Origin of the sequence: Pseudonocardia nematodicida (genome assembly GCF_040105385.1) — a bacterium.
Classification (GTDB): Bacteria; Actinomycetota; Actinomycetes; order Mycobacteriales; family Pseudonocardiaceae; genus Pseudonocardia; species Pseudonocardia nematodicida.
Window position 1 is genome coordinate 327498 of the sequence record NZ_JBEDNQ010000008.1, and the last position, 21408, is coordinate 348905.

Genomic DNA, 21408 nt, shown 5'->3' on the forward strand with positions numbered 1-21408 from the left:
CTCGGCCGCGACAGCGAGCTCCCCACGCCACAGGTCCTCGACGGCATCTACAGCTGGTCGCTGGCCGACAACGGCCTGACCCGCACCGACCTCACCACCGGCGACATGATCACCGCAGGGTTCGCACAGGCACCACTGTTCACCGGGCTCGACCTGACCCGCCCGACCGCGATCGGCGCTCCGTCGGTGCTCGGTGCCCCGGTGCTCGCCGAGCTCCCCGAGGGCCGACGGGTGCTCGCGGCCTGGCCGGTCGAGCAGCCCGGCCAGGGCACCACACCCCCGCAGCGCGGGATCGAGATCGTGCTCGCCGACCCCGACACCGCCCGCATGCTCTCCTCGGCCAAGAGGTGGCTCGACGAGTCGATGGCCGGGGTCAGGGTCGTCGTCGCCGGAGTCCTCGACACCACGGCCATCGTCAGTGCCTCGACCGCCGCCACCGCCCACACCGCTGCCGTCGATCTCATCTCCGGGCAGGTGCAGTGGTCAGCGCCCGATGTCGCCGCCCGCCTCGTGACCCCCGACATCGTGGTCGTCGACGTCCGCGACATCGTCACCAACGAGCTGTGCGGGGGCTGGACCCGGTCGATGGCAGCCCCCGCTGGGCCAGCTCGCCAGCAGGGCTGTCTGGCCGGTGGGGGCCTCCCGGATCCTGGTCGACCTGCGCACCGCATCCCGCCCCGCGGGCGGCAGCCAGGTCATCGACCTGATCACCGGCCGCGAGATCGACAGCCCGCTCAACGGGCAGCCGGGCTGGTCACGCCGCTCGGATCAGCGCGAGCTCACGATCTGCTCGCTGGCCCCCTTCGCCGGGACCGACGCCGTGCTGGGCTTCGACCAGGCCGGCGACGAGCTGTGGCGGATCACCCACGACTCCGGACGCGTCCCGCCGACGATCACCGCGACCTGGCACGGGAAGGTCTACGGCTACACCGACGCCGGACCCCTCATTCTCGACGGTCGTACCGGCGACGACCGCGCCGCATCCACTGTGACCGCGCCGCTGCTGGTCAACGAGTACTTCGCGATCGCCGCAGCGCCCGCAACCACACCCGAGCAGAGCCCCACCTACTCACAGCCCCACGGGCTGGCCGCGCACCCCACCACCGACTGAGCAGCGACCGATCGAGCGGCTCAGCTGCGATCGGACGGGTTCTGTTGCCCGCCGGCCTGCATGGACCAGAGATCGTCGACGATCTTCTCCAGCGCCTGGCGGGTCGCTGGGCGCAATCGTCCGATCGACCGCACCAGCTCGACCATGCCTGTTTCACGCACCAGCACCAGCAGTTCCCGGTCCTCATCGCTGATCTCGGGGTGGGGATCGTCGTGGAGGTAGCTGACCGGCACCTCGAAGAAGCGCGCGATGTCCTCGAGCGTGGCCTTCGACGGGTTGGTGTTGCGACCCAGCCGGATGCTGTTCAGCGTCGCCCGTGACACCGATCCACCGGACTCCCGGATCCCGGCGACGAGCTCGTCGAGGGTGTAGGAGGCCCGCTCCTGGGGGTGAGCGACGCTGACCAGGTAGTTGAGCTTGTCCGCCAGAGATCGCGACGGTGCTCTGGCTCCGCGTTCCGGCACACTCCCCTCCATCTGGCCCTTTGGCCGTGTCCTGCCCTGGTCGAGGGCAGCTCAGCGCGCTGCCAGGCGCCCCACCGGCAGTGACTCCAGTCCGTTCACCAGCATGCTCCGGCGGTAGACCAGAGGCTCGGAGGTGTCGAGGGCGAGATCGGGTACGGCGGTCAGCAGTGTCTCGAAGATCGTCACCGCCTCCATCCTGCCCAGCGCGGCGCCGAGGCAGTGGTGGATGCCGTGGCCGAAGGGGATGGCTCCGCTGGTGTCGCGCCTGATGTCGAGGACATCCGGATTGGGGAAGCGGGCAGGATCCCGGTTGGCTGCCAGTGGCGAGACCACAACGGGGTGCTCGGCCGGCACCGTGACGCCGTCGAGCTCGACGTCGTCGGTGGTGAAGCGGAAGGTGACGGTGCTTGTGGGGCCGTCATAGCGAAGTAACTCCTCGACCGCGGCCGGGATGAGCTCGGGGGTGGACCGGAGTTCGTCGGCCGATGCCGGGTTCTCGAGCAGAGCTCGCATCCCGTTGCCCACGAGGTTCACGGTCGTCTCGTGCCCGGCGACCAGCAAGAGCATGGCCATCGACACCATCTCGTGGCCGGTGAGTCGGTCGTCGCCGTCCTGGGCGGTCATCAGGCCGGTCAGGAGGTCCCGGCCCGGGTTGCTCTTCTTCTCCTCGAGGGTCTGCATGAGCACACCGGCCAGCGTCTGAGACGCCCTGTCGATCTTCGCCGGGTCGCCGATCGAGAGCAGGTCGGCGATCGCGCTCCGAAGGACATCTCGCGCTGGTTCCGGGATGCCGAGCAGCTCACAGATCACCGCTGTTGGGACCGGAAGCGCGATGGCATCGAGCAGGTCGGCGCTACCCGTGGTGTCGAGTCGTGCGCGCAGCTCGTCGGCGTGGGCGCTGGTGATGTCTGCGATGCGGGGGCGGAGGTCCTCGATGATGCGCGGGCTGAACGCTGCGGCCACGAGCTTGCGCAGGCGGGTGTGCTCGGGTGGGTCGGTGTTGAGCATGTGCGCGTTGAGACTCTGGGCGAAATCCCGGTCTCGGGCTGAGGGGTCGGTGTGGCGCTCGTAGACGCGCTGAGCGACGGTGACGTCCTTGCTCAGCCGTGGGTCGGCCAACGCCATGCGTGCCGCCGCGTGACCGACGACCAGCCATACCTTCTGCTGGTTCGGGGTGACGACGTTGTGGACTGGTGCTTCCGCGCGCAGGCGCGCGTAGACGCGGTGAGGGTCAGCGAAGAACTCGTCGGTGAACACGTCGTCGCGAACCCGCACGGGGTGCGCCATGGCTACTCCAGCCAGCTCGAGGTCTTGGTCGGGACTGCGCACCGTCACCGTACAACAGTGATCAATCGCAGTTATTGTGGAGGTGGAACTGCAGGAAGTCCGTGGCTTCTCGGTCAGGAACAGTGCCCGGCGTCATCGGCTCGGCCCGCCGGTGGCGGCACTGACGGAGTTGGTGAGCCGGCGCACGAGATCGATGCCGAGGTATGCCGCGGCGACCCGTTCGAGTCGGGTCGCCTCACGGTCCAGATCGATTCCTTGCAACGCGTGCCGGGATGTCAGCTCGGATGGTGACACGTCGAGCTGGGGCGCTGTGCCGTTGTCGTCAATTGAGGAGAGACCGGCCATCAGCACGACAGCATCGGCGATCGCTTCGCTCTCCTCGACAGAGTAACCCTCGGAACGGGCCGCATTGAAGGCGGCATTTCGCTGCTCAGGCGGAAGCATCGGCCTGCTCAGCATTTCGGCATCGCAGATTTCTACGACTCGACCGTAGAGTCGTAGACTGGGCCGCGTCCGGCTGTCGCGATCTTGCAGGTAGGTGCGAGGCAGGACGCGGTGAACCTCGGCCCATAGCGGCGCTAGGCGTCGATAGGCTCGACGGTGGCGGATCGTTCGCGCGATCGCGACGACCGGAGAAGCGACTACCGGCCCCCATCGCCTCAGGGTGAAGCCGGCAATGGCGAGAAGCACCGAGCACGCGGGCAAGACGGCGGCAACGATGAACTCAAGGATTCCGTAGGTCTTGTCTCCGGGGACCTTGACCTGCACTCCGGTGTAACTGATGGTCAGGTTGACCATCCGCGCGACGGTATAGAGCAGGCCGACGCCGCAGGCGAGCGATACGGTACGCATGCCGGCGCGAACCCATCCATCAGTCTCCCCCTGGGCTCGGCGTCGAATCAGCACGAGTAGGTCGACTAGCGCATATGCCAGATAGGCGAGATAAACGAAGTAGTAGACAATGATTCCCACCGGCGCCGCCGGGTCGGTGAATTCTTCAGGCCTGGCCGGGTTTGCCAGGAACATGACTGTCATCAGCCCGAGCGATGTAGCAAGTAGAATCTGGCGTATCCGCAAGCGGCGCCGGGCCTCGTGAGGGTCATAGAGGGTGAACAGCACCATGGCCGTTGCCGCGCACGCGGCGACCAGCGTCAGGCCGTTGCCGAGAAGCTGGCCGAGATTGATCTGTATCAGATTGAGGACCGCGCGAGTAGCGGGAGCTTGCACAGCGAACGACGCAGAGAGCAGTAACAGCAGCCAGACCAGCGCAGTGACGTCGGGCTGTCGGGGCGCTGAACGGATTCCTCGCGCCCGATAGATTGCAGTCGCCAGCAGGGCGAGACTGACTGCGAAGAATAAGGTGCTGATGATTGATCGGCTTGGCACGTCGCATCCCCTCCTGTGCGGGCGGCGGAAAGCTAGGAGGATGTGTCGTGAGAACCGCCGAAGCGCTTCACGATCCCCAGAATCGTCGATCGGTCTGGTTTGGACAGCCGGGTGCTCCTCAGCATGATCTCGCGGACCTCGGCGTCCCTTGCCGCGGTGAGCAGCTCGAGCTGCTCGGCGACCTGCTTGGCCATAGCATCGTCGAAGAAGTAGGCCGGCGGCACTCCGAAGAACTTCGCCAGGGCCTCGAGGTGGCGCATGGTGGGGTTGTCCCGTTGACCACTGCGCAGGAGCCAGAGGTACGCGGCCGAGATGCTGACACCCGCCTCCGAGATCGCCGCCGCGACCTCGGGGTTGCTGTAGGGCTTGCGCCCCGCGGGGTAGACCGTCGCGAACAGGTAGTTGAGTCGGTCGGCGAACGTCGCGAACGTCCGGTCCTCACTCTCCTTGCTCATCCTGGCTCCCCCTACCGTGCGCGCGAGCCCGACGACCAGCGTCCACCCCGACCACCCTCAACAAGCTCACTGTGCGTGACTACGCAGCGATACTGATATTGACACGCTCTTGCGCAACCAAGCCATGTCCAGTGGCGTGGCTTCTCGATGAGCGGTCTCATCCGTGGTTCGATCAGCGATAGCAGAGGTGAGCGGCTGCGCCGACGACCTCGACGCACGTTGACCGAACTCACATACTGCCGGTGGCCGGCAGCGACATCGTGTCGCCCATGTCGGCCATCGAGCCGATCAACCGCCGAAGACACGTCGCACCCGATGCGCAACGGCGTCCCCGGCCACGGGAGCCGGTCCCGGTCCACGCGATCCATCTGCTCGACTCATGATCAGCGAGGCGATGAGCTCTGCCTCCCGCTCCTCGACATCGCTGTAGACCGAACGCCCGAGCACAGCTCGCACCATGGTGGGGTCGAGATCGGGCATGAAGCTGGCGATCTGAGAGTCCGCGACGGGCGCGCGTCCACGGTGCCCACGCAGCATGTGCCCCACCTCGTGCAGCACGATGTGCAGTGCATGTCGGGCATCGACGGGATAGCCGATCACGTCGCTGTCGGAGCGGTCGACCCAGATCCCGCACACCCCACCGGGAACGTCACCCTGGTTGAACGGCCGGAGCTCGATAGGCCGGCCGCGGTGTTCGGCCAACCGTGCGAGAAAGCTCGACGCGTCGATCGGCCCGTTGAGTCCGACCGCCCGGTCCAGCTTGCGGACTTCGGTCCGGCAGCGACGCCAGAGACCAACATCAGGGCCTCGCACGCCTCTCACCTCGCCTTCCACCGGTCTCCACCGCGGCACAGCCCGCAGGCACGCCGCTGCCCCACGCTCGATCGATCTAGTCGGTGGGGCGTCACCCTCCCCGCTCCTGATGTGATCATGCAACACCGGTCGGACGTCACCGCTCCACAGACCAGCTGACGCCGCCGCCAGTCTCGTCGAGTTCCACGCACGCAGCGCCGCTAGTAGCTCGAGCTGCGGGGCCACGGCTGCCGGATCCTCGGCGCGGGTCAGGAACACGGGCGGAACACCGCATCGACACGCAACTCGCGCTCGTTGGTCCATCCCGGCCGTAGCGAGTCCACTGAGCTCGTCGTCCTCAAGATGTCCCGGCCTACGGACGACATCGACGAGCAGCTCCACGCGACGGCGGAGCTCGGTGCTTGTCAACGGCATCGGGATGACGACCCCCTCCTAGCAGCAAGGGTGTGAAGGCCACGCGCGCAGACTCCTCGTCGACCACAACTCATGTTAAGACGTGCGCAGCAGTTGGTGGAGGCCGTGCAACAGACTGGCGATGTCCAGCACGGAGAGCTGGTGGTTCATGGGTTACTGGCCTGGATGGCTCAACAACCTGGGTTGACAAGAGTAGTCACTAGTACCAATCATCAACTCGCGTTGATGATCGCGCGTTGACGCGGCGCAACGAGTGCCTCGACAGAACAGTCGCGTCCCTGCGGAGGATCACATGACGGGCGACCGGATCGACCCCGGAGCTTCGAGCCGTGTCCCCGCCACACACCACCATGGCGACGACGAGATCGAGGGGTATGAGGCGGCCGCCGGGGCGGCTCCGGTACCGGACCAGCGACGCGAAGTGGGCGGGGTCGGCATCGACCCCCTGCTGATGCGCGAGAAGGCTCGGCATCACAGCGAGTGGAGAGCAACGTGCGATGAGCTGCCGGCCTTGAGCGGCGCGCCCGCCAACGTCCTGGTCGAACGTCTGGAGCAGGACTTGTCAGCAGTGGCCACAGCGGCGATTCACGCTCTTACCGCTGTGCGCGAGTCCAGCGCCTTCGGCGAGGGCGAACCAACCTCCGGCGATCTCTCGGAGATCGGGGACGCCGCAGGCTCCTGGCTGGCAACGATCACGAGCTCGCTGCGATCCGCGCTGGTAGCGCACATGGCACTCGGGGTGGTTCGCCCCGAGGACCGGCCGAGTCAGGACGAGTGATCGCCTTGTTCGGACGCATCTTGCATCGCTCGCAGGTCGGCGACGATGCGAACCAGAGAACGTTGGGTCTCGGGCCGCAGGCGGCCGATGTCGCGGACCAGCTCGTGCAGCTCCGCTCGTCGCAGAATCAGCAGCGACTCGTGCTCCTGCGACGTGATCTCCGACCGGGGGTCGTCGTCGAGCAGATAGGCCGCCGGCACGCCGTACCACCGTGCGATGGCCTCGATGGTCGACTTCGACGGGTTCGTCCGGATGCCGGTGCGCATGGCACTGAGGTGTGTGCGGGACACGGCCCCACCTTGGGCGCGGATGCCGGCCACCGACTCCTCGAGGGTGTAGGGCCCACGGCCCGGCGGGTGGCAGGTCTCGTTGAGGTGATTGAGCTTGGCGGCCAGCGAGCGCGACGACGCGGCGGCCTCGTGCTCTGCCACCTCTCGCCTCCAGACAGTCTGCCAACGGACATCCGCGAATCAACGCTCTGTAACCGTATCCGCTACCGACCCGGCGTCGGAACCGCGCCACGCTGTGCCTCACACGGTCGCGGTCGAGACCAATCGTCCCGGTGATCCGGTCTGTGACGTGCTGAACGAACCGTAACGCTGTGGGCGGATCCGTTGACTCACCCGTCTGAGCGGCGGATAGTCGTCAGCGATGTTCCCCTATTGAGGAGATAGAGCTTTGATTTTCCACAGAAAGGACAGCGATGTGGCACGTCGTGGGGCCGGCGAGTCAGGGCCCTCCTCGGCCCGGGGAGAGCACTGATGCCGGTCCGGTCTCGCCCTGCCGCCACGGGTAGTTCGCCGAGGTGGCGCACCGCACCTGGTCTCGGCGCCGCCCAACCCGAAGAGGCTGCGCCCGAACCATCCGAAACGGTGGAGCCCGCTCGAGCCGCCAACGCCGTACCCCCAGCGCCAAGTGAGGAGCCGCCCCAGCGCGCCGAGCGCCGGGCTCGACTCAGCCCGCTGCAACCGCGGCCGCTACGTGACCGGGTCGCCGCGGCCAACGCGGTCGCAGAGCCGGTAGCGCCGGCCGAACAGCCGTCGATCCCCGACCCGGCCCTGGTCGAGCAGCAGCCCGAGCACGAACTCGCCGCGCCCCAGCTCCCGCTCGATACCGCGCTGCCCCGCGCCGACGTGCGAACTGAACCCCAGCTACAGACGGCACACCTGCCGCGGGCCACGGTCGCCCGCTACGCCCCCGCGCAGGAGTCGTTCACGCGTTCGGTCCGGTCGTTGGAGCCGATCACGGATCTGGAGGCGGCCAGCTTCGCCGGCCGGTTCGCCGCGGACTTCCAGTCCTTCGACGAGGACAACCTGACCCGACGGGCAGAGGTGCTGCGCACCCTGCTCGCCGACCCCCAGGCCTGCACCTGGGGGTGGTCGGGCGCGGCCAGGCAGCGCGCCGACTCTCCACTGCCGGGCCGCCTTCACCGGGTCTCGGACACCGTGGTGTTCGTCGAGGTCGTCGTACGAGCGACGACCTACGCGCGCGCCTGCCCGCCGCCCGACGAACCAACCCGGCACGCCGCGGGCGAGCAGCGCGACCCGGTCGGCCTGCTCGGCCCGTCGTGCGCGCCCTCCGACGCCGATCCCGGTTGGACCGCGGTCGCGGCGAACTGGGTGCGCATGACCGTGCCGATCACCCGGCACCTCGACGACGGCCGGCTGGTCGTCGACCCCCACCTGGTTCCCGACCAGTCCTCCTGACCCCCACCAGAGGTAGCCGCTCATGTCCTCGACGAACCACACCGACCGCCCCGCCGCAGACCAGCCCCCGTCCTGGCTCACCGGCGCCGGAACGGCCTGGGCCACCCCCTCATCCGGCCACGACGGCGCCGAGGCCCCGCCCCGGCGAAGCCCGGACACCTCGACCATCCCCGCCCCGACCGACTCGCCGCAGCCACGCCCAACACCGGCGCCGGCGCCGGTAGAGAGCAACGCCGAGCCGGCGTCTGCACTGGGCGAACGACCCGATGCGCAAGTGGCGGCAGCCACCGAGGCCGAGCGACCCGCGCCGCCGGCACCTCAGGAGAGCCCCAACGGCGCGCGGCCGTCGAGTCCGACGGGCCCGGCGGATCCGCGGCCTTTCGGTCCGCAGTGGAACGACGAGACTGGGGTGCTGTCCAACGCGGTCCGGGTCCGGCGGTCTCGACCCAAGCAGGGCTGGCGGGCAGCGGTCTACGCGCTCAGCGGTGGCCGCTGGAACCCGGGGCTCTCCGAAGCCGAGGCGCGGCTGCGCGATCAGCTGCAGAAGATCCGCACCCCGCTGGCGGGCCCACACAGCGTGGTCGTGGGCTCGATTAAGGGCGGCATCGGCAAGACCACCGTGTCCTCGCTGCTCGGGCTCGCACTGGCCGAGTCCCGCGGGGACCGCGTCATCGCGATCGACGCCAACCCCGACGCCGGGACCCTCGGCGACCGTCTGGTCGGCGAGGAGCAGGCCTCGAAGACCACGGTGCGCGACCTACTCGATGCTCTTCCCGACATCCGGTCCTCGACCCAGCTGGCCGGCTACACCCACCTGGCCGGTCGGCTGCAGGTGCTGACCTCGGAGCAGGAGCCGGAGCTGTCGGAGATGTTCTCCGACGCCGACTACGAGCACGCGCTGCGGCTGCTGGCCCGCTTCTACGAGGCCATCATCACCGATTCCGGCACCGGGATCATGCACTCGGCTATGCAGGGCAGCCTGCGCCACGCCGACTCGCTGGTCATCGTGGGCGCCCCGACCCAGGACGGCGCCTCGCGCGCGGCGAAGACGTTCCGCTGGCTTGCCACCAACGGCTACCAGCGCCTGGCTGCCGACGCCGTGGTGGTCCTGTCCTACGACCGGCACAGCCCCGATGTGAACGACACCGTGATCAGGGATTTCTTCCGCGAGCGGTGCCGCGCGGTGGTCGAGCTGCCCCCGGACCCGCACCTGCAAGCCGGCGGGATCATCGACTTCGACGCGCTGTCCCCGGCCGCGCGTGACGCCGCGCTCGAGCTGGCCGCGACCGTGGCCGAGGGCTTCCAGGGCCGGCCCACGTTCGGGTTGGCCTCGCACGGCTTCCGCTCCCGCCCGCCTGGGGCACGACCGTGAGCTCCTCCTTGCTCGCCGGCGCCGCTCTCGTGCTGACGACGTCGCTGGCCGCGACCGGTCTGAGCCCCGCCGCGGTCCAGCCCGACGTCGCGTGTGGATGGCGGATCACCGCGGTGCACGTGCTCGCCGAGCTCACCGGCGACGACTCCGAACGCGCCGAGACACTGCGCGAGGCGCTGCTCAGCGTCGGTGCGAACCGCGCCGGGTTCGTGCCCGACTCCTGCTACCAGACCGGATCCAGCGGCAGCGGCAGCGGCAGCGGATCAGGGTCGATTGGCTCGGGCTCGGGCTCGGGCTCGGGCAGCACGGGATCTGATCCTGAGCCCGATGAGGGGGGCGACGGCACACCGTCGGGCTCGGGCGGGAGCTCCGGTGCGGTCTCGGGCGGGGACGACAGCCTGGCCACCGCGGGGGACACCTTCGGCTGGGGTGAGCCCGACGTCGTCGACAACTTCGACGACGGCCTGAGCGGCTGGAACATGTACGACGGTCCCGGGCACGCCGGCAACGGTGTCCGCTCCCCCGATGCGGCTTCGGTCTCCGACGGGGTCCTGACCATCAACGGCACGGGTGATGGCACCACGGCTGGGATGGCGTGGAGCCAGTATTCCCAGCAGTACGGCCGCTGGGAGGTCCAGATGCGGGCCCCGGTCGGCGACCCGGCCTACAACGCACTCGCGCTGCTGTGGCCGACCGCGGAGAACTTCCCGGTCGGCGGCGAGGTCGACTTCGCCGAGATCATGGATTCCGACCGCAACAAGGTCGAGCTGTTCCTGCACTACGGCGAGGACAACAGCCAGGTCCACGGCGAGGTCGAGGTCGACGCGACCGCCTGGCAGAACTACGCCGTCGAATGGACCCCCGAGGGCATCACCGCGTTCCTCAACGGTGAGGAGTGGTGGAAGACCACCGACACCTCGATCCTGCCGCCCGGCCCGATGCACCTGTGCCTGCAGCTCGACTGGTTCCCCGGCAATGGCGGCGGCGACAGCGGCGAAGTGAGCTACGCGTGGGTCAAGCAGTGGTCCTACGACGGCGACGGATCCTCCACCGACTCCGAGGCCAGCGAAGGCTCGGGCGACGAGGACTCCAGCACCACCATCACCGATGAGATCAACGGCGCGTCCGCGCGCATCTTCGGCGGCCTGATGCAACGCCTCTGGTGACCGCCCCGCCCTCTTCGTCGCCGTCCTCTCTGCCCCCGGAGCCTCATCATGCCTCGATCGCCCCGGCCCTCCTGGGCCGCTCACCTGCCACGCCGATCACACGCCGCCGTCGCGCGCCGCTCGACGGTCGCGGTGCTGACCGCGGGCGCGCTGCTCGGCGCGACCGCGTTCACGCTGTCCCCGCTGCCCGCCGAGCTCGGCCTGGCCGCCGAGTCGTGCAACGAGGGCAAGTCGATGCGTGCGCTCGCCGCCGCCCAGGAGACCCGCACCCAGACCCGCGCTCTGCTCGCCGACCTGACAGTGAGCAACGACCCCCGGGCCCAGGGCCTGGCTCGCGAGATCGCCGGGCTCGGGTTCACCCCGGCCACCCAGCCGGCCGGGTGGCGGCAGAAGGCCGTCGACGTCTCCGATCAGCTCAACCACCTCGCCACCGAGGACCCGCAGGTCCGCGAGGTCGCCGCCCGCCTGGCTCGGGCCGGGTTCGGCCCGACCCCGGCCGACCTTCTGCCCAAGGAACCCCCGCCGGACCGTGGTGGGCTCGGTGACCTGGGCGAGTCCCTCGGCGGGGCCGCCGAGTCCGCGGTCGGAGCGGTCACCTCCGCCGGTGACGCGGTCGCCGAGGCCACCAAGCCCGAGCCGGCAGCCCACAGCTCCGGGTCCGGCTCGGGCCCGGCCGCGGCGAACCCGGCCCGCCAGGCCGAGCCGCCGCTGCCCGAGACCTGCATCGACCAGGCCGAGGCCACCGCCGCCCCCGCGGCCGCGAGCCCGCCCGCCCCGGCAGCACCCGCTCCCGCTCCGGCGGCGCCTGCGCCCGCGGTTCAACAGCCCGAAGAGCCCGACGCCTCCGACGATGACGACGCGTCGGAGCCCGAGGCCGACAGCGATCCCGGCACCGACGAGGAGGGCGCGGGGTCACAGGACACCGGCCCGACCGAGACCACCGAGGAGCCCGAGGCCGACGAGCCGGCGGACGCTGACCAGTCGGAGGCCGCCGAGCAGCCAGAGACCGACGGGTCGAGTCGGGATGCGGCCGGCTCCGGGGACCGCTCGGCCGACGCCGACGCGGCGGAGACCGGGTCTGCCAACAGCACGTCCCGGACGCAGAACTCTGACTCGACGTCGAGCTCGGGCAGCGGCCCCGGGTCTGTCGAGGACCTGGAGAAGGCCCGGATCGCGATCGAGCTGGTCGGCGAGCTGATGCAGGCCCTGGGCGCGAGCTCGGACACCGATGCCGAGAGCGTGCGCGACTCGGTGCTCCAAGTCCTCGACCGCAACCAGCTCACCAAGCTCGGTGTCTCCCCGGCCGACCTGCGCCGCCTCGAAAACCTTGAGTCGACCCCCAGCACCAGCCGCGACTCGGACACCAACCGCGACACCACCAGCTCCGACGACCGCTCCTCGAACAGCAGCGACCGCGACACCACCACCGACACCGACGACATCGACCAGGACACCCCCGGCTCCGGCAGCGGATCGGCGCCGGGTGGCTCGAACGACGACGCCGACTCGACCGTCAGCACTCCGGAGAGCAGGTCGGGGGGTGCGGACCAGACCGCGTCGGATGACGGGTGGGAGGCCGGCGCCGAGCGGCTGGCCGAGCAGGTCGCCGAGGCGGCCACCGAGGACCCGCTGGCAGCGGAGCTGGCCGAGCGGCTCGATGCCGCCGGCATCGGCACAGGCACCGCCAGCGGGACCGGTAACGCCGAGCCGGCCACCGACGACTCCTCCGATGAGGACACCGGCTCCGGCAGCGGATCGCCTTCGGGCGGAGAGCAGACCGGCTACGAGCCCGGCGAACCCATCCAGCGCGGCGGCTCCGACGACACCGCCAGCGGCGACGATCAGGACGCAGCCGAACAGCCAGGCGACGACGAGCAGAGCGACGCCGGCCAGGGGGCTTCGGGCAAGACACCCGAGCAGAGCGGCCCGGGCGACGAAGCGGAACAGTCGCCGTCGGCCTCTGACGACGACGCAGACGAGGGTGAGCAGCCGCGCGATCCCGAAGGTGCGGCGGCGCCGGTAGAGAGCACCGGCGGTGGCCGGATCGACGCGGCGACCTGGGACCGGCTCGCCGAGTGCGAGTCCGGCGGTGACTGGTCGATCAACACCGGCAACGGCTACCACGGCGGGCTGCAGTTCGCGCCTGCCACCTGGCAGGGCTTCGGCGGTGAGGGCAGCGCGCACCAGGCCAGTCGCGAGGAGCAGATCGCCGTCGCCGAGCGGGTCCAGGCCGAACAGGGCTGGAACGCCTGGCCGGCGTGCAGCTCGAAGCTGGGGCTGCGCTGATCGCGATGGACATCAGGAAGTGGAGCGCGGCGTCGGTGACCACGGTGCTCACCGTGGCCATGACGTGCGCGCTCTGGACCACCGGCGCCCCGCAGGGCAGCCGGGTGGTGGGGCTCGGGTCGGTCGCGCCGTGGGGGCCGGCCGACCCGAGGTCCCCCAGCCTCCAGCCACCGGTGCGCGGGCAGGCCGGCCCGATCGTCGGCGGCCTGTCCTCCTCCTCGGTCGGAGTGCTCGTCGTCGACGGCGGCCGGCACCGCTGCTCGGCCACCGTGATCGCCTCGGACTCCCGGCGGCTGCTGGCCACCGCCGCGCACTGCGTGTGGCTCGAAGGCGACTGGCGCGTCGACGGCGCGTTCTTCATCCCCGGCTTCGCCGCCGGCGAAGAGCCCTACGGGCGCTGGAGCGTCGACACCGCATACGTCTCCCCCGCCTGGCAGGACGCGAACTCCCCGATCTCCGACGTCGCGGCCAACCTCGACTACGCCTTCGTCTCGCTTCTGCCCCGCGACGGGGTGCTACCCGAGCAGGTCCTCGGCGCCCAGGGCATCCGCTTCACCGATCCGGCCGCCGGCGAAGCGGCCGCGCTGGGCTATCCCGCCGCCGGTGTCTACGACGGCGGCTCGCTGCGCGGCTGCACCGGCCCGGCCGCGATCGAGCCCTTCGCCCGCACCCCCGAGCTGCCCGGCGAGATCCTCGCGCTGGACTGCGACATGACCCAGGGCGCCTCCGGTGGGCCCTGGCTGGCCGGCCCCGACGCCTCGAGCGGGCGCGGGCAGGTGATCGGGGTGGTCTCCGGCGGCGATGACACCGCCCTGGTCTCCCCGCGCTTCGGGCCCGAGGTCGAGCAGGTCTATGCCGCCGCCGACACCGCCGCCCAGGCCACCGACCCGTCGCCCGGCCGGGCCGCAGATCCGATGTCTGCCCAGATCGCTCCACGAGGAGGCAGCAGCTGATGACCACCGCCGAACAGAACCGGGCCGGACCACCCCGGCCGCCGCGCACACCGTTCGAGCTCAACCACCACCTCGGCGCGGCGGCCCGCTCGCAGGCACCAGAGCTCGAGGCGGTCGACAACGAGGCCATCGTCGACGCCACCTCCGCGGCCGCGGCCGCCGGCGGACCCGGCGCCGACCCAGCCGAGACGGCCGCCGAGCTCGGCGCCGCCGCCGAGGCGACTCAGGAGCGGGTACGCACCGAGTTCCCCGAGACCCGGCCGGTGTCGTGGGCGGCGTTCGGCGCCCTGATCCCGGTGCTGGCCGGATCCGCCGGCGCCGGCGCCTCAGCCGTGGCGACCGCGATCACCGACGCGCTGCAGGCCGATCAGCGCTGCGCACTGCTCATCGACGCCGACGACCCCGCCCGCTCCGGCCTGGCCTGTGCCTCCTCCCAGGAAGGACCCTGGCTACGCCGGGTCAACGACCAGATCGCGGTGCGCTACAGCTGGCGCGACAACGCCCTGGTCGCCCGGGTGGAGACCCCGCTGCCCACGATCACACCGGGGATGGTGCCGGTCCCTCCGGACTGGCTGCCCGACCCGGCGCCGGACCCCCTGCACACCACCGTGGTCGACCTCGGCCACGGCGGCTGGCGCGCCGGCGCCACCCCGATCTACGGAGCCGGGAGCTGGCTGCGCCGAGGCCTGCCCGCACCCCGCCCGATCCTGGTCGTGCGCGCCACCCGCCCCTCGCTCCGCCAGGCCGAACAGCTCCTGGCCCGCCTCGAGCCCTGGGTGCGCCGCGGCGTGGCGACACCGGCGTATCAGCTGGTGGTCAACGGGACCCGCAAGTGGCCCGCCGGGGTCGCCGGCGCCGCCGGGCCGCGGATCGCGGCCCTGCTCGACGACGCGCTGTTCGTCCCCCACGACCGCGGCTGGGAGGTCGCCGGAGTCACCGACGACCCCAGTCCGAGCCGCGCCGTAGACGCCTTGCGGCCCCTGCTCGCCTCATGGGGCCTGGTCACGTCCCCACGACGCCGCTGACCACACCCCACCGCCCGCCCACCCCCACCACCTGCGGAGGCACCGCTCATGTCCGTCCCCCACCTGCTCTATGACCACCTTGCCCAGCTCTCGCAGGCCATCCCGAACCCGGACCCGGTCGCCCCGCCGGGCTCCGGCGCGATCGAGCAGGTCGTCGGGTACGTGCGCTGGATCGCCGGGCTGTCGATCCTGGGCCTGTTCTTCGGCGGCATCGTCGCCGCAACCGCCGGCCGGTTGTGGGATCACCACGGCTCCGGGCGCCTCGGTGCCCGGATGATCGTCGGTAGCCTCGCTCTGGCCCTGCTGTTCGGTCTCGGCTACACCCTGGTCAGCCAGTTCGCGGCCTCGACGGCGTGATGGCCCGCCCGATGACCCCGGGACACGACCGGGCCGGCGGCCCCGGGGGACGGCGGCGCGCGCTGCTCATCCTCACCGGCGCCGCCCTACTGGTGCTGGCGCTGCTGGTCGGCGTCATCGTGTCCCTGACCAGCATGTTCACCGGCGACGACCCGCCCAACCCCGACGCGTCCGAGACGTCGGCAGCGGCACCCGCTCCAGACGGAGCGAGCGTCGGCAACGGTCCGCAGGCCGAGGCCGCGCTCGCGGGCAGCGCGATGCTCGACCTTCCAGTCGAAGCGGCCTCACCGCGCACGCTGAGCACCCGCACCGCCGGGCCCCCGATCGCACTGCCCGAGCCCTCCGAGGTCGTGGGCACCGTGGTCGCCGCCGGGTTCGACAGCAGCGAAGAGGGCGCGCTGGCGCAGCTGGTCGAGCTGACCAAGGTCGGCCTGAGCGGTGGGGACCCGCAGACCTGGGCCGGCGCCTACGCCTCGATCGCCGAGGCCGGCGCGGCCCCGGCCGAGCAGACCCGGGTGTATCGCGACCTGGTCGACCTGCGCCGCGGAGCGAACATGCGCCAGAGCGGCCCGCTGCGCGCGGGCATGACGATGTCGTGGACCCCGACCAGCGCGATGATCAAGGGCAGCACCGACGACGGCACCTACACCGTGGCCTGCGTACTCGGCGAGTTCGTCGCCGACAACAACGGCCGCGTCATCAACGCCGGGTGGGGCAACTGCCTGCCGATGCGTCGCGTGGACGACCAGTGGCGCGTCGCCTCCGGCCCCACCGCGGCCCCCGCGCCCTCGGCGTGGCCGGGCAGCGACGAAGCCGTCGCGGCCGGCTGGCGGGAGATCCAGCGATGATCCCCACCGCAGCTCCCGCACCCGCACAGCCGCCGCCCGACGACGGTGGAGGTGGCGGCGGCCCGGGCATCGGGGACTACCTGTCCGACCCCATCGGCGCGGCCGCCGAGTCGGCGTTCGGCTCCGCCATGCAGGCCGTATGGGACTCGGCGATCTGGCTGCTCAAAGGTGGCTTCGAGCTCGCCGACCAGGTCTCGCAGGTTCAGCCGTCGACGATCACCGGCAACGACGCCAACGACCCGGACTCGATCGGCGGCGCGGCACCCGATGGCGCCGAAGCGGCGCTGGATCTGAGCTCACTGTGGTCGACGATGATCTGGCTGGCCGCGCTGATCGCGCTGGGCCTGTTCTTCTACCAGCTCAGCTCGGTCGCGCTACGCGGCGGACGCGGGATGCTGCGCGCGGTCACCGGCCCGGTCCAGTTCGGCATCGCCCTCGCGGTGACCACCGGGGCGGTCGCCGCCCTACTCACCGGCGCCGACGGCCTGACCACGCTGTTCCTGGGCAATCTGGGTGAGCAGGGCAACTTCACCGCGGTCCTGGACAACCCCGCGGTCGCCGACCGGTTCGGGGAGAACCCGAACCTGGGCGACGACATCGCAGACGGCGTCCGCTCGATGATCCTGGGCATCGCCGCGCTGTTCGGTGTCATCCCGGCCGCGCTCGGCTTCGCCCTGGCGATGATCTTCCGCGCTGCGGCGATCATGGTGCTGATCGCGACCATCCCGATCGCCGCGGCCTGCCTGGTCGCCGACTCCACCGCGTCGATGTTCTGGCGCGTGGTGCGCTGGCTACTGGCCGCGGTACTGCTCAAACCCGCCCTCGCGCTGGTCCTGGTGATCGGGGTCAACATCATCTCGAACGTCGAGGGCCCGGCCGGAGTGCTGGCCGGAACGGCGGTGCTACTGATCAGCCTGTTCTGCCCGATGGTGCTCTACCGGCTCCTCGCCTTCGTCGACCCCGGCACCCACGCCGGGATGGCCATGCGCGCCGGCGCCGGCTCGCGCCGCTCCGGTGAGCCGGGCGCCGACAACGGCACCAGCGAAATGATCAACACCGCTCGAGCGACCCAGAAGGCCTACCAGATGGGCAGCGGCAGTGGCGGCGGCTCGGGCGGCGCCGGTGGCGGGGAGCTCGGCGGCAGCACCGCCGCCCCGTCGGGTGGCTCTTCGGGCGTGGCCGCCGCGGCGCGAGGCGGCTCGGGTACCGGAGGCACGGCGACCGGAGGCGGCGCGGCGGCCGGGGGCGGGGCCGCCCCGGGCGGCGTCGCGGCCGGGATCGGGGCCGCCGGGGGCGTCGCGGCCGCCGCGGTGGTCGGTGGCTACCTGGCCACCAAGGGCGCAGCGCAGGCCGCAGGCGGCATTGCGTCGTCGCAGATGGCCCAGACCGGGATCGGACATCCCGGCCCCGCCCCCGCCGGCGGCACCAGCGCCGGCCAGATCAGCTCCGCGGCCGGCGGCGCCTACGCCTCCACCACGGCCACGTCGGACTGGTCCGGGAAGCCACCCAGCAGCGACAGCGGCCGGGTCGAGTCCGGCAACGACGCCGCAGGCGCCGGAGCGGGAGGCGGCGCAGGGCCGCCGCCAGGGGACAGCGGGCCGCCCGAGGCCGGTCGCCCCAACGGCGGCGCTCCCGCCGACGCGGGCCCACCGAGTCCGGCCGAGCCTGCCCCGGTCACACCGGCGAGCAGCACCGACTCGCCCCCGCCCGCCCAGCCGGCCGATCCCGGCACTGCGCCGCGGCCTGACACCGGGGAGGACACGACCCGATGAGCGTGGAGACCACCTCGCCAGGGCCCCGGGTCTATCGGGGGCTCAACTACAAGGAGGGGATCGGCTGGATCGCCGGGATGACCCCGGCCCAGGCGTTCCTGCTCATCGGGGTCTGTGCCCCAGCGCTGCTGGCGATGTCGCGCAACCAGTGGTCTCAGGCCCTGGGCTGGGGCGTGTTCGCCGCGATCGTCGCCGTGCTGATCCTCGTCCCCATCCACGGCCGCCCGGCGTTTCGATGGCTGGCCGACCTGGTCATGTTCCAGACAGGAGTGCTCATGCGCTGGTCCCTCTGGCAGTCCCGCGCCGCAGTCGGGCTCGCCGGTGACGCAGCCGAACCCGACCTGCCCGGCGTGCTGGCCCGCCTGGAGTTCCCCGACGGCCCGGAGTTCCACGGCTCCCGGATCTGTCTGATCCACGACACCGCTGAGGGCCGCTGGGGCGCCACAGCGAAGCTGACCCACTCCGGAGTCGGGATGCTGTCCGACGACGAGTGCGAGCGCCTCGCCTCACGCCTGGGGTCGATGCTGGTCGGGCTCGGGCACCGCGAGGTCGTCGACCGCGTCTCGCTGCTGGTGCGCACCGTGCCCGACGACGGCACCGAGTACACCGTGTGGCGCGAGCGCCACCAACGCGCCGACGCCCCCGCGTTGGCCCGGCAGGTCACCGCCGAGATCGACCGCGACGTCGCCTCGGTCAGCGTGCGCACCGAGCTGTTCGTGACCGTCTCGGGCACCGAGGAAGCCCTGCGCCGACCGGCCAAGGCCGCCGGCGGCGGCATCGCCGGACGCGCCTATGCCCTGTACCGGCTCCTCGAGGGCGTCGCCGACGGGCTGCGCGGGCTCGGCGTGACCTCGGTGACGTGGCTGTCCTCGACCGGGGTCGCCGAGGCGATCAAGACCGGGTTCAACCCCTCCGCCGCGGCCGGGCTCTCGTTCCGCCATCTCAACAGCCCCGACCCCGACGGTTCGGTCGGGCTCCCGATCTCCCAGGCCGGGCCCGCCCTCGCGCCGACGCCGGCAGCGCGGGCGTATCACCACGACGGCTACTCCTCGGTCGCCTACGCCGTGCAGCCCCCTGAGTCGGGCACGATCTTCGGCTCACTCGGGCCGCTGCTCGCGGTCCGGACCGCAGGCGAGCGCCGCACCCTGCAGATCCACTACGAGATCCTCTCCGCGGCCGCCGGTGCCCGCGTGGTGAAGTCCGACCGGTTCCGCAACAACGTCTTGGTCGACGCCAAGGCCCAGCGCGGGTTCAACACCACCGCGGTCGACTCGCGCCGCCAGCGCGGCGCCCGCGAGCAGGAAGCCGCGGTCGCGGCCGGGCACGCCGTCGTCCGGTTCACCGTCGCCTCGGCGATCACCGTGCCGGCCGACTGGAACGTCGAGGACCACGCCGCCCGCCTGGAGAACGACGCCTCAGGACGGTTCCACCTACTGCGCCTGGAGCTGGCCCAGGACTCCGCATTCGTCGCCGCCGCACTCCCGGTCGGGATCGGGCTGCCCCGGGAGAAGAGGGCCTTCGACGCATGAGCATCTTCCGCCGAGCCCGCCGCCGGCCAGACCCCCGCAGCACCGGTGAGCTGCTCTCGCAGTTCACCGACCTCCACGGCATCCCGCACGCGACCCCACCCGCCCCCGACCCCATCGCCGAGGACTCAGGCGCGCGCCACCGGCAGCGGGTCAACCAGGCCACCGCACCCCGCCACGGCCCGCGCGAACCCGGCCGCGGGTGGGCCGCGGTCGACGCCGCGCGCCGCGCCCCGGTCTACAAGGCCACCACCGCCGAGGTGGGCGGGCTGTTCCCGCTGCTGGCCGCCAACGGCGTCCCCGCGATCGGCGCCCGCCTCGGGTACGACACGCAGTCCGGCGGCGCGTTCTACGTCCACCCCACCGAGTGGGTCCTGCGCGGCATGGTCACCAACCCGAACCTCGTCGTGTTCGGCGAACCCGGGCGCGGCAAGTCGAGCACCGTGGTCGCGCTGATGCTGCGGATGATGCTCTTCGGCGTCCGCTCGCTGATCTCCGGCGACGTCAAGGGCGAGTACACCCCGCTGCTGCGCTCGCTGGGGATCACCCCGATCGCGCTCGGGCGCGGCAGCCACCACCGGCTCAACGCCCTCGACCTCGGACCGCTGCGCGCCCGCTGGCCCACCTGGGGCGTCGAGCGCCAGAACGAGGAGCTCACCGGCATCACCGCCCGCTGGACTCGGCTGCTCACCGCCCTGGCCGAGGCCCAGGGCTACTCGCCGACCGTGACCGACGGGTTGGTCATCTCCACCGTCCTGCGCCGCCTCGTGGGTGCCGCCGACGGCTACACGCAGCTGCGCCCCATCACCATCCCGCAGGTCGTCGCCCAGCTCGCCGACCCCGAGGACGATCTGTGGCAGGCCACCCGGTTCGCCTCGCACCGCCAGTTCGTCGACCACACCCGACAGATCACCGACGCCCTGTCCAACCTGGTCGTCGGGCCGCTGTCCGGGCTGTTCGACGAGCCGACGAACTTCGACCTCGACTGGGACGCCCCGGTCCAGTCGATGGACCTGTCCCTGCTGCGCTCCCGCGGGGATCAGGCGATCGCGGTCGCGCTGACCTGCCTCGGGTCGTGGTCGTCGATGATCACCGACCTGCAGGACGACGGCGACGTGCGCATCGTGGTGCGCGACGAGGTCTGGCGCCAGATGCGCCTGGGCCTGCGGGCGGTGCAGGCCGTCGACTCCGACCTGCGCCTGTCCCGGGCCGAACGCAAGATCCAGCTGCTGGTCATGCACAAGCCCTCCGACCTGCTCTCGGTCGGCGCGGCCGGCTCGCAGGAGGTCTCGATCGCCAAGGACCTGCTCGCGTTGTGTTCCTCGCGGATCCTGCTCGGGCAGTCCACCCGCGTCGGCGACGAGCTCGCCGAGGAACTCGGCCTGTCCGAACGCGAGCAGGCCGTGATCACCGGCTGGGCGATGGAGGGCCCGGGCCGCGCGCTGTGGAAGATGGAGAACGCGCCCGGCATGAAGATCCAGACCGTGCTCTCGGCCACCGAGCGGGCCATCTTCGACACCAACGCCGGCCTGCGCGGGCCCGCCGAACAGACGCCGCCGGCGCTCGAGCCGAGCAGGCGTCTCGCCGCGGTCCCCAACACGACCGCGGACCAGGTGTCCGCGGCGGCGGCAGTCGAGCCAGCCGTCGCGGGGCGGCTCAACGGCGCGGCCGCGCACCGGTGACCTGAGC

20 protein-coding genes are annotated in these 21408 nt (G+C 71.4%); 13 read left to right on the forward strand and 7 right to left on the reverse strand.

Annotated elements, in window-relative coordinates:
• Nucleotides 1-47: 47 nt before the first annotated feature.
• Entirely contained in the window at nucleotides 48-464 is a 417-nt protein-coding gene (locus WIS52_RS20500) for a hypothetical protein (RefSeq protein WP_349299920.1), read from the reverse strand.
• Between the two features lie 167 nt (nucleotides 465-631).
• Between WIS52_RS20500 and WIS52_RS20505 the strand changes: the two genes are divergently transcribed.
• On the forward strand, nucleotides 632-1111 hold the full coding sequence (locus tag WIS52_RS20505; RefSeq protein ID WP_349299921.1) for a hypothetical protein: 480 nt from the start codon (nucleotides 632-634) through the stop codon (nucleotides 1109-1111).
• Between the two features lie 20 nt (nucleotides 1112-1131).
• Here WIS52_RS20505 and WIS52_RS20510 read toward each other — a convergent pair whose 3' ends face one another.
• The 5 genes from WIS52_RS20510 to WIS52_RS20530 all read right to left on the reverse strand — a co-directional run bounded on the left by WIS52_RS20510 (nucleotide 1132) and on the right by WIS52_RS20530 (nucleotide 5537).
• On the reverse strand, nucleotides 1132-1575 hold the full coding sequence (locus tag WIS52_RS20510; RefSeq protein ID WP_349299922.1) for a helix-turn-helix transcriptional regulator: 444 nt from the start codon (nucleotides 1573-1575) through the stop codon (nucleotides 1132-1134).
• Nucleotides 1576-1626: 51 nt separating this feature from the next.
• Nucleotides 1627-2910, reverse strand: coding sequence for a cytochrome P450 family protein (locus tag WIS52_RS20515; protein WP_349299923.1), 1284 nt, complete (start codon nucleotides 2908-2910; stop codon nucleotides 1627-1629).
• 84 nt (nucleotides 2911-2994) lie between these two features.
• Nucleotides 2995-4248, reverse strand: coding sequence for an MAB_1171c family putative transporter (locus tag WIS52_RS20520; protein WP_349299924.1), 1254 nt, complete (start codon nucleotides 4246-4248; stop codon nucleotides 2995-2997).
• A 32-nt stretch (nucleotides 4249-4280) separates the two neighbouring features.
• Nucleotides 4281-4703, reverse strand: coding sequence for a helix-turn-helix domain-containing protein (locus tag WIS52_RS20525; protein ID WP_349299925.1), 423 nt, complete (start codon nucleotides 4701-4703; stop codon nucleotides 4281-4283).
• Between the two features lie 288 nt (nucleotides 4704-4991).
• Complete coding sequence (locus WIS52_RS20530; RefSeq protein WP_349299926.1) at nucleotides 4992-5537, reverse strand: hypothetical protein; 546 nt, start codon at nucleotides 5535-5537, stop codon at nucleotides 4992-4994.
• 685 nt (nucleotides 5538-6222) lie between these two features.
• Here WIS52_RS20530 and WIS52_RS20535 point away from each other — a divergent pair.
• Nucleotides 6223-6708 carry a hypothetical protein gene (locus WIS52_RS20535; RefSeq protein WP_349299927.1) on the forward strand — a complete coding sequence of 162 codons (486 nt, stop codon included), beginning with the start codon at nucleotides 6223-6225 and terminating at the stop codon, nucleotides 6706-6708.
• Here the strand turns inward: WIS52_RS20535 and WIS52_RS20540 are convergent.
• Nucleotides 6696-7139 carry a hypothetical protein gene (locus tag WIS52_RS20540; RefSeq protein ID WP_349299928.1) on the reverse strand — a complete coding sequence of 148 codons (444 nt, stop codon included), beginning with the start codon at nucleotides 7137-7139 and terminating at the stop codon, nucleotides 6696-6698. The two genes, WIS52_RS20535 and WIS52_RS20540, sit on opposite strands and share 13 nt — an antisense overlap.
• Nucleotides 7140-7580: 441 nt before the next feature.
• Here WIS52_RS20540 and WIS52_RS20545 point away from each other — a divergent pair, with 441 nt between their 5' ends.
• From WIS52_RS20545 to WIS52_RS20595, 11 genes are all read left to right on the forward strand, one after another.
• Nucleotides 7581-8414 carry a hypothetical protein gene (locus tag WIS52_RS20545; protein WP_349299929.1) on the forward strand — a complete coding sequence of 278 codons (834 nt, stop codon included), beginning with the start codon at nucleotides 7581-7583 and terminating at the stop codon, nucleotides 8412-8414.
• A 409-nt stretch (nucleotides 8415-8823) separates the two neighbouring features.
• The gene (locus tag WIS52_RS20550; protein ID WP_349299930.1) at nucleotides 8824-9786 is read left to right on the forward strand and encodes a MinD/ParA family ATP-binding protein; all 963 of its coding nucleotides are present in this window, start codon (nucleotides 8824-8826) and stop codon (nucleotides 9784-9786) included.
• On the forward strand, nucleotides 9783-10952 hold the full coding sequence (locus WIS52_RS20555) for a glycoside hydrolase family 16 protein (protein WP_349299931.1): 1170 nt from the start codon (nucleotides 9783-9785) through the stop codon (nucleotides 10950-10952). The genes WIS52_RS20550 and WIS52_RS20555 overlap by 4 nt, the downstream gene beginning before the upstream one ends.
• A gap of 48 nt (nucleotides 10953-11000) precedes the next feature.
• Nucleotides 11001-13238 carry a transglycosylase family protein gene (locus WIS52_RS31765; protein WP_379610712.1) on the forward strand — a complete coding sequence of 746 codons (2238 nt, stop codon included), beginning with the start codon at nucleotides 11001-11003 and terminating at the stop codon, nucleotides 13236-13238.
• A 5-nt stretch (nucleotides 13239-13243) separates the two neighbouring features.
• Nucleotides 13244-14191, forward strand: coding sequence for a trypsin-like serine peptidase (locus WIS52_RS20565; RefSeq protein WP_349299932.1), 948 nt, complete (start codon nucleotides 13244-13246; stop codon nucleotides 14189-14191).
• Nucleotides 14191-15216 (forward strand): hypothetical protein, encoded by a 1026-nt coding sequence (locus WIS52_RS20570; RefSeq protein WP_349299933.1) that lies wholly within the window; start codon nucleotides 14191-14193, stop codon nucleotides 15214-15216. Before WIS52_RS20565 ends, WIS52_RS20570 begins: the two co-directional genes overlap by 1 nt.
• A 48-nt stretch (nucleotides 15217-15264) precedes the next feature.
• Nucleotides 15265-15573: a hypothetical protein gene (locus WIS52_RS20575; RefSeq protein WP_349299934.1), complete on the forward strand. Its 309-nt coding sequence runs from the start codon at nucleotides 15265-15267 to the stop codon at nucleotides 15571-15573.
• An 11-nt stretch (nucleotides 15574-15584) separates the two neighbouring features.
• On the forward strand, nucleotides 15585-16421 hold the full coding sequence (locus WIS52_RS20580; protein WP_349299935.1) for a hypothetical protein: 837 nt from the start codon (nucleotides 15585-15587) through the stop codon (nucleotides 16419-16421).
• Nucleotides 16418-18193 (forward strand): TrbL/VirB6 family protein, encoded by a 1776-nt coding sequence (locus WIS52_RS20585; RefSeq protein WP_349299936.1) that lies wholly within the window; start codon nucleotides 16418-16420, stop codon nucleotides 18191-18193. Before WIS52_RS20580 ends, WIS52_RS20585 begins: the two co-directional genes overlap by 4 nt.
• Nucleotides 18190-19722 (forward strand): SCO6880 family protein, encoded by a 1533-nt coding sequence (locus WIS52_RS20590; protein WP_349299937.1) that lies wholly within the window; start codon nucleotides 18190-18192, stop codon nucleotides 19720-19722. Before WIS52_RS20585 ends, WIS52_RS20590 begins: the two co-directional genes overlap by 4 nt.
• On the forward strand, nucleotides 19719-21401 hold the full coding sequence (locus tag WIS52_RS20595; RefSeq protein WP_349299938.1) for an ATP-binding protein: 1683 nt from the start codon (nucleotides 19719-19721) through the stop codon (nucleotides 21399-21401). The genes WIS52_RS20590 and WIS52_RS20595 overlap by 4 nt, the downstream gene beginning before the upstream one ends.
• Nucleotides 21402-21408 lie beyond the last annotated feature (7 nt).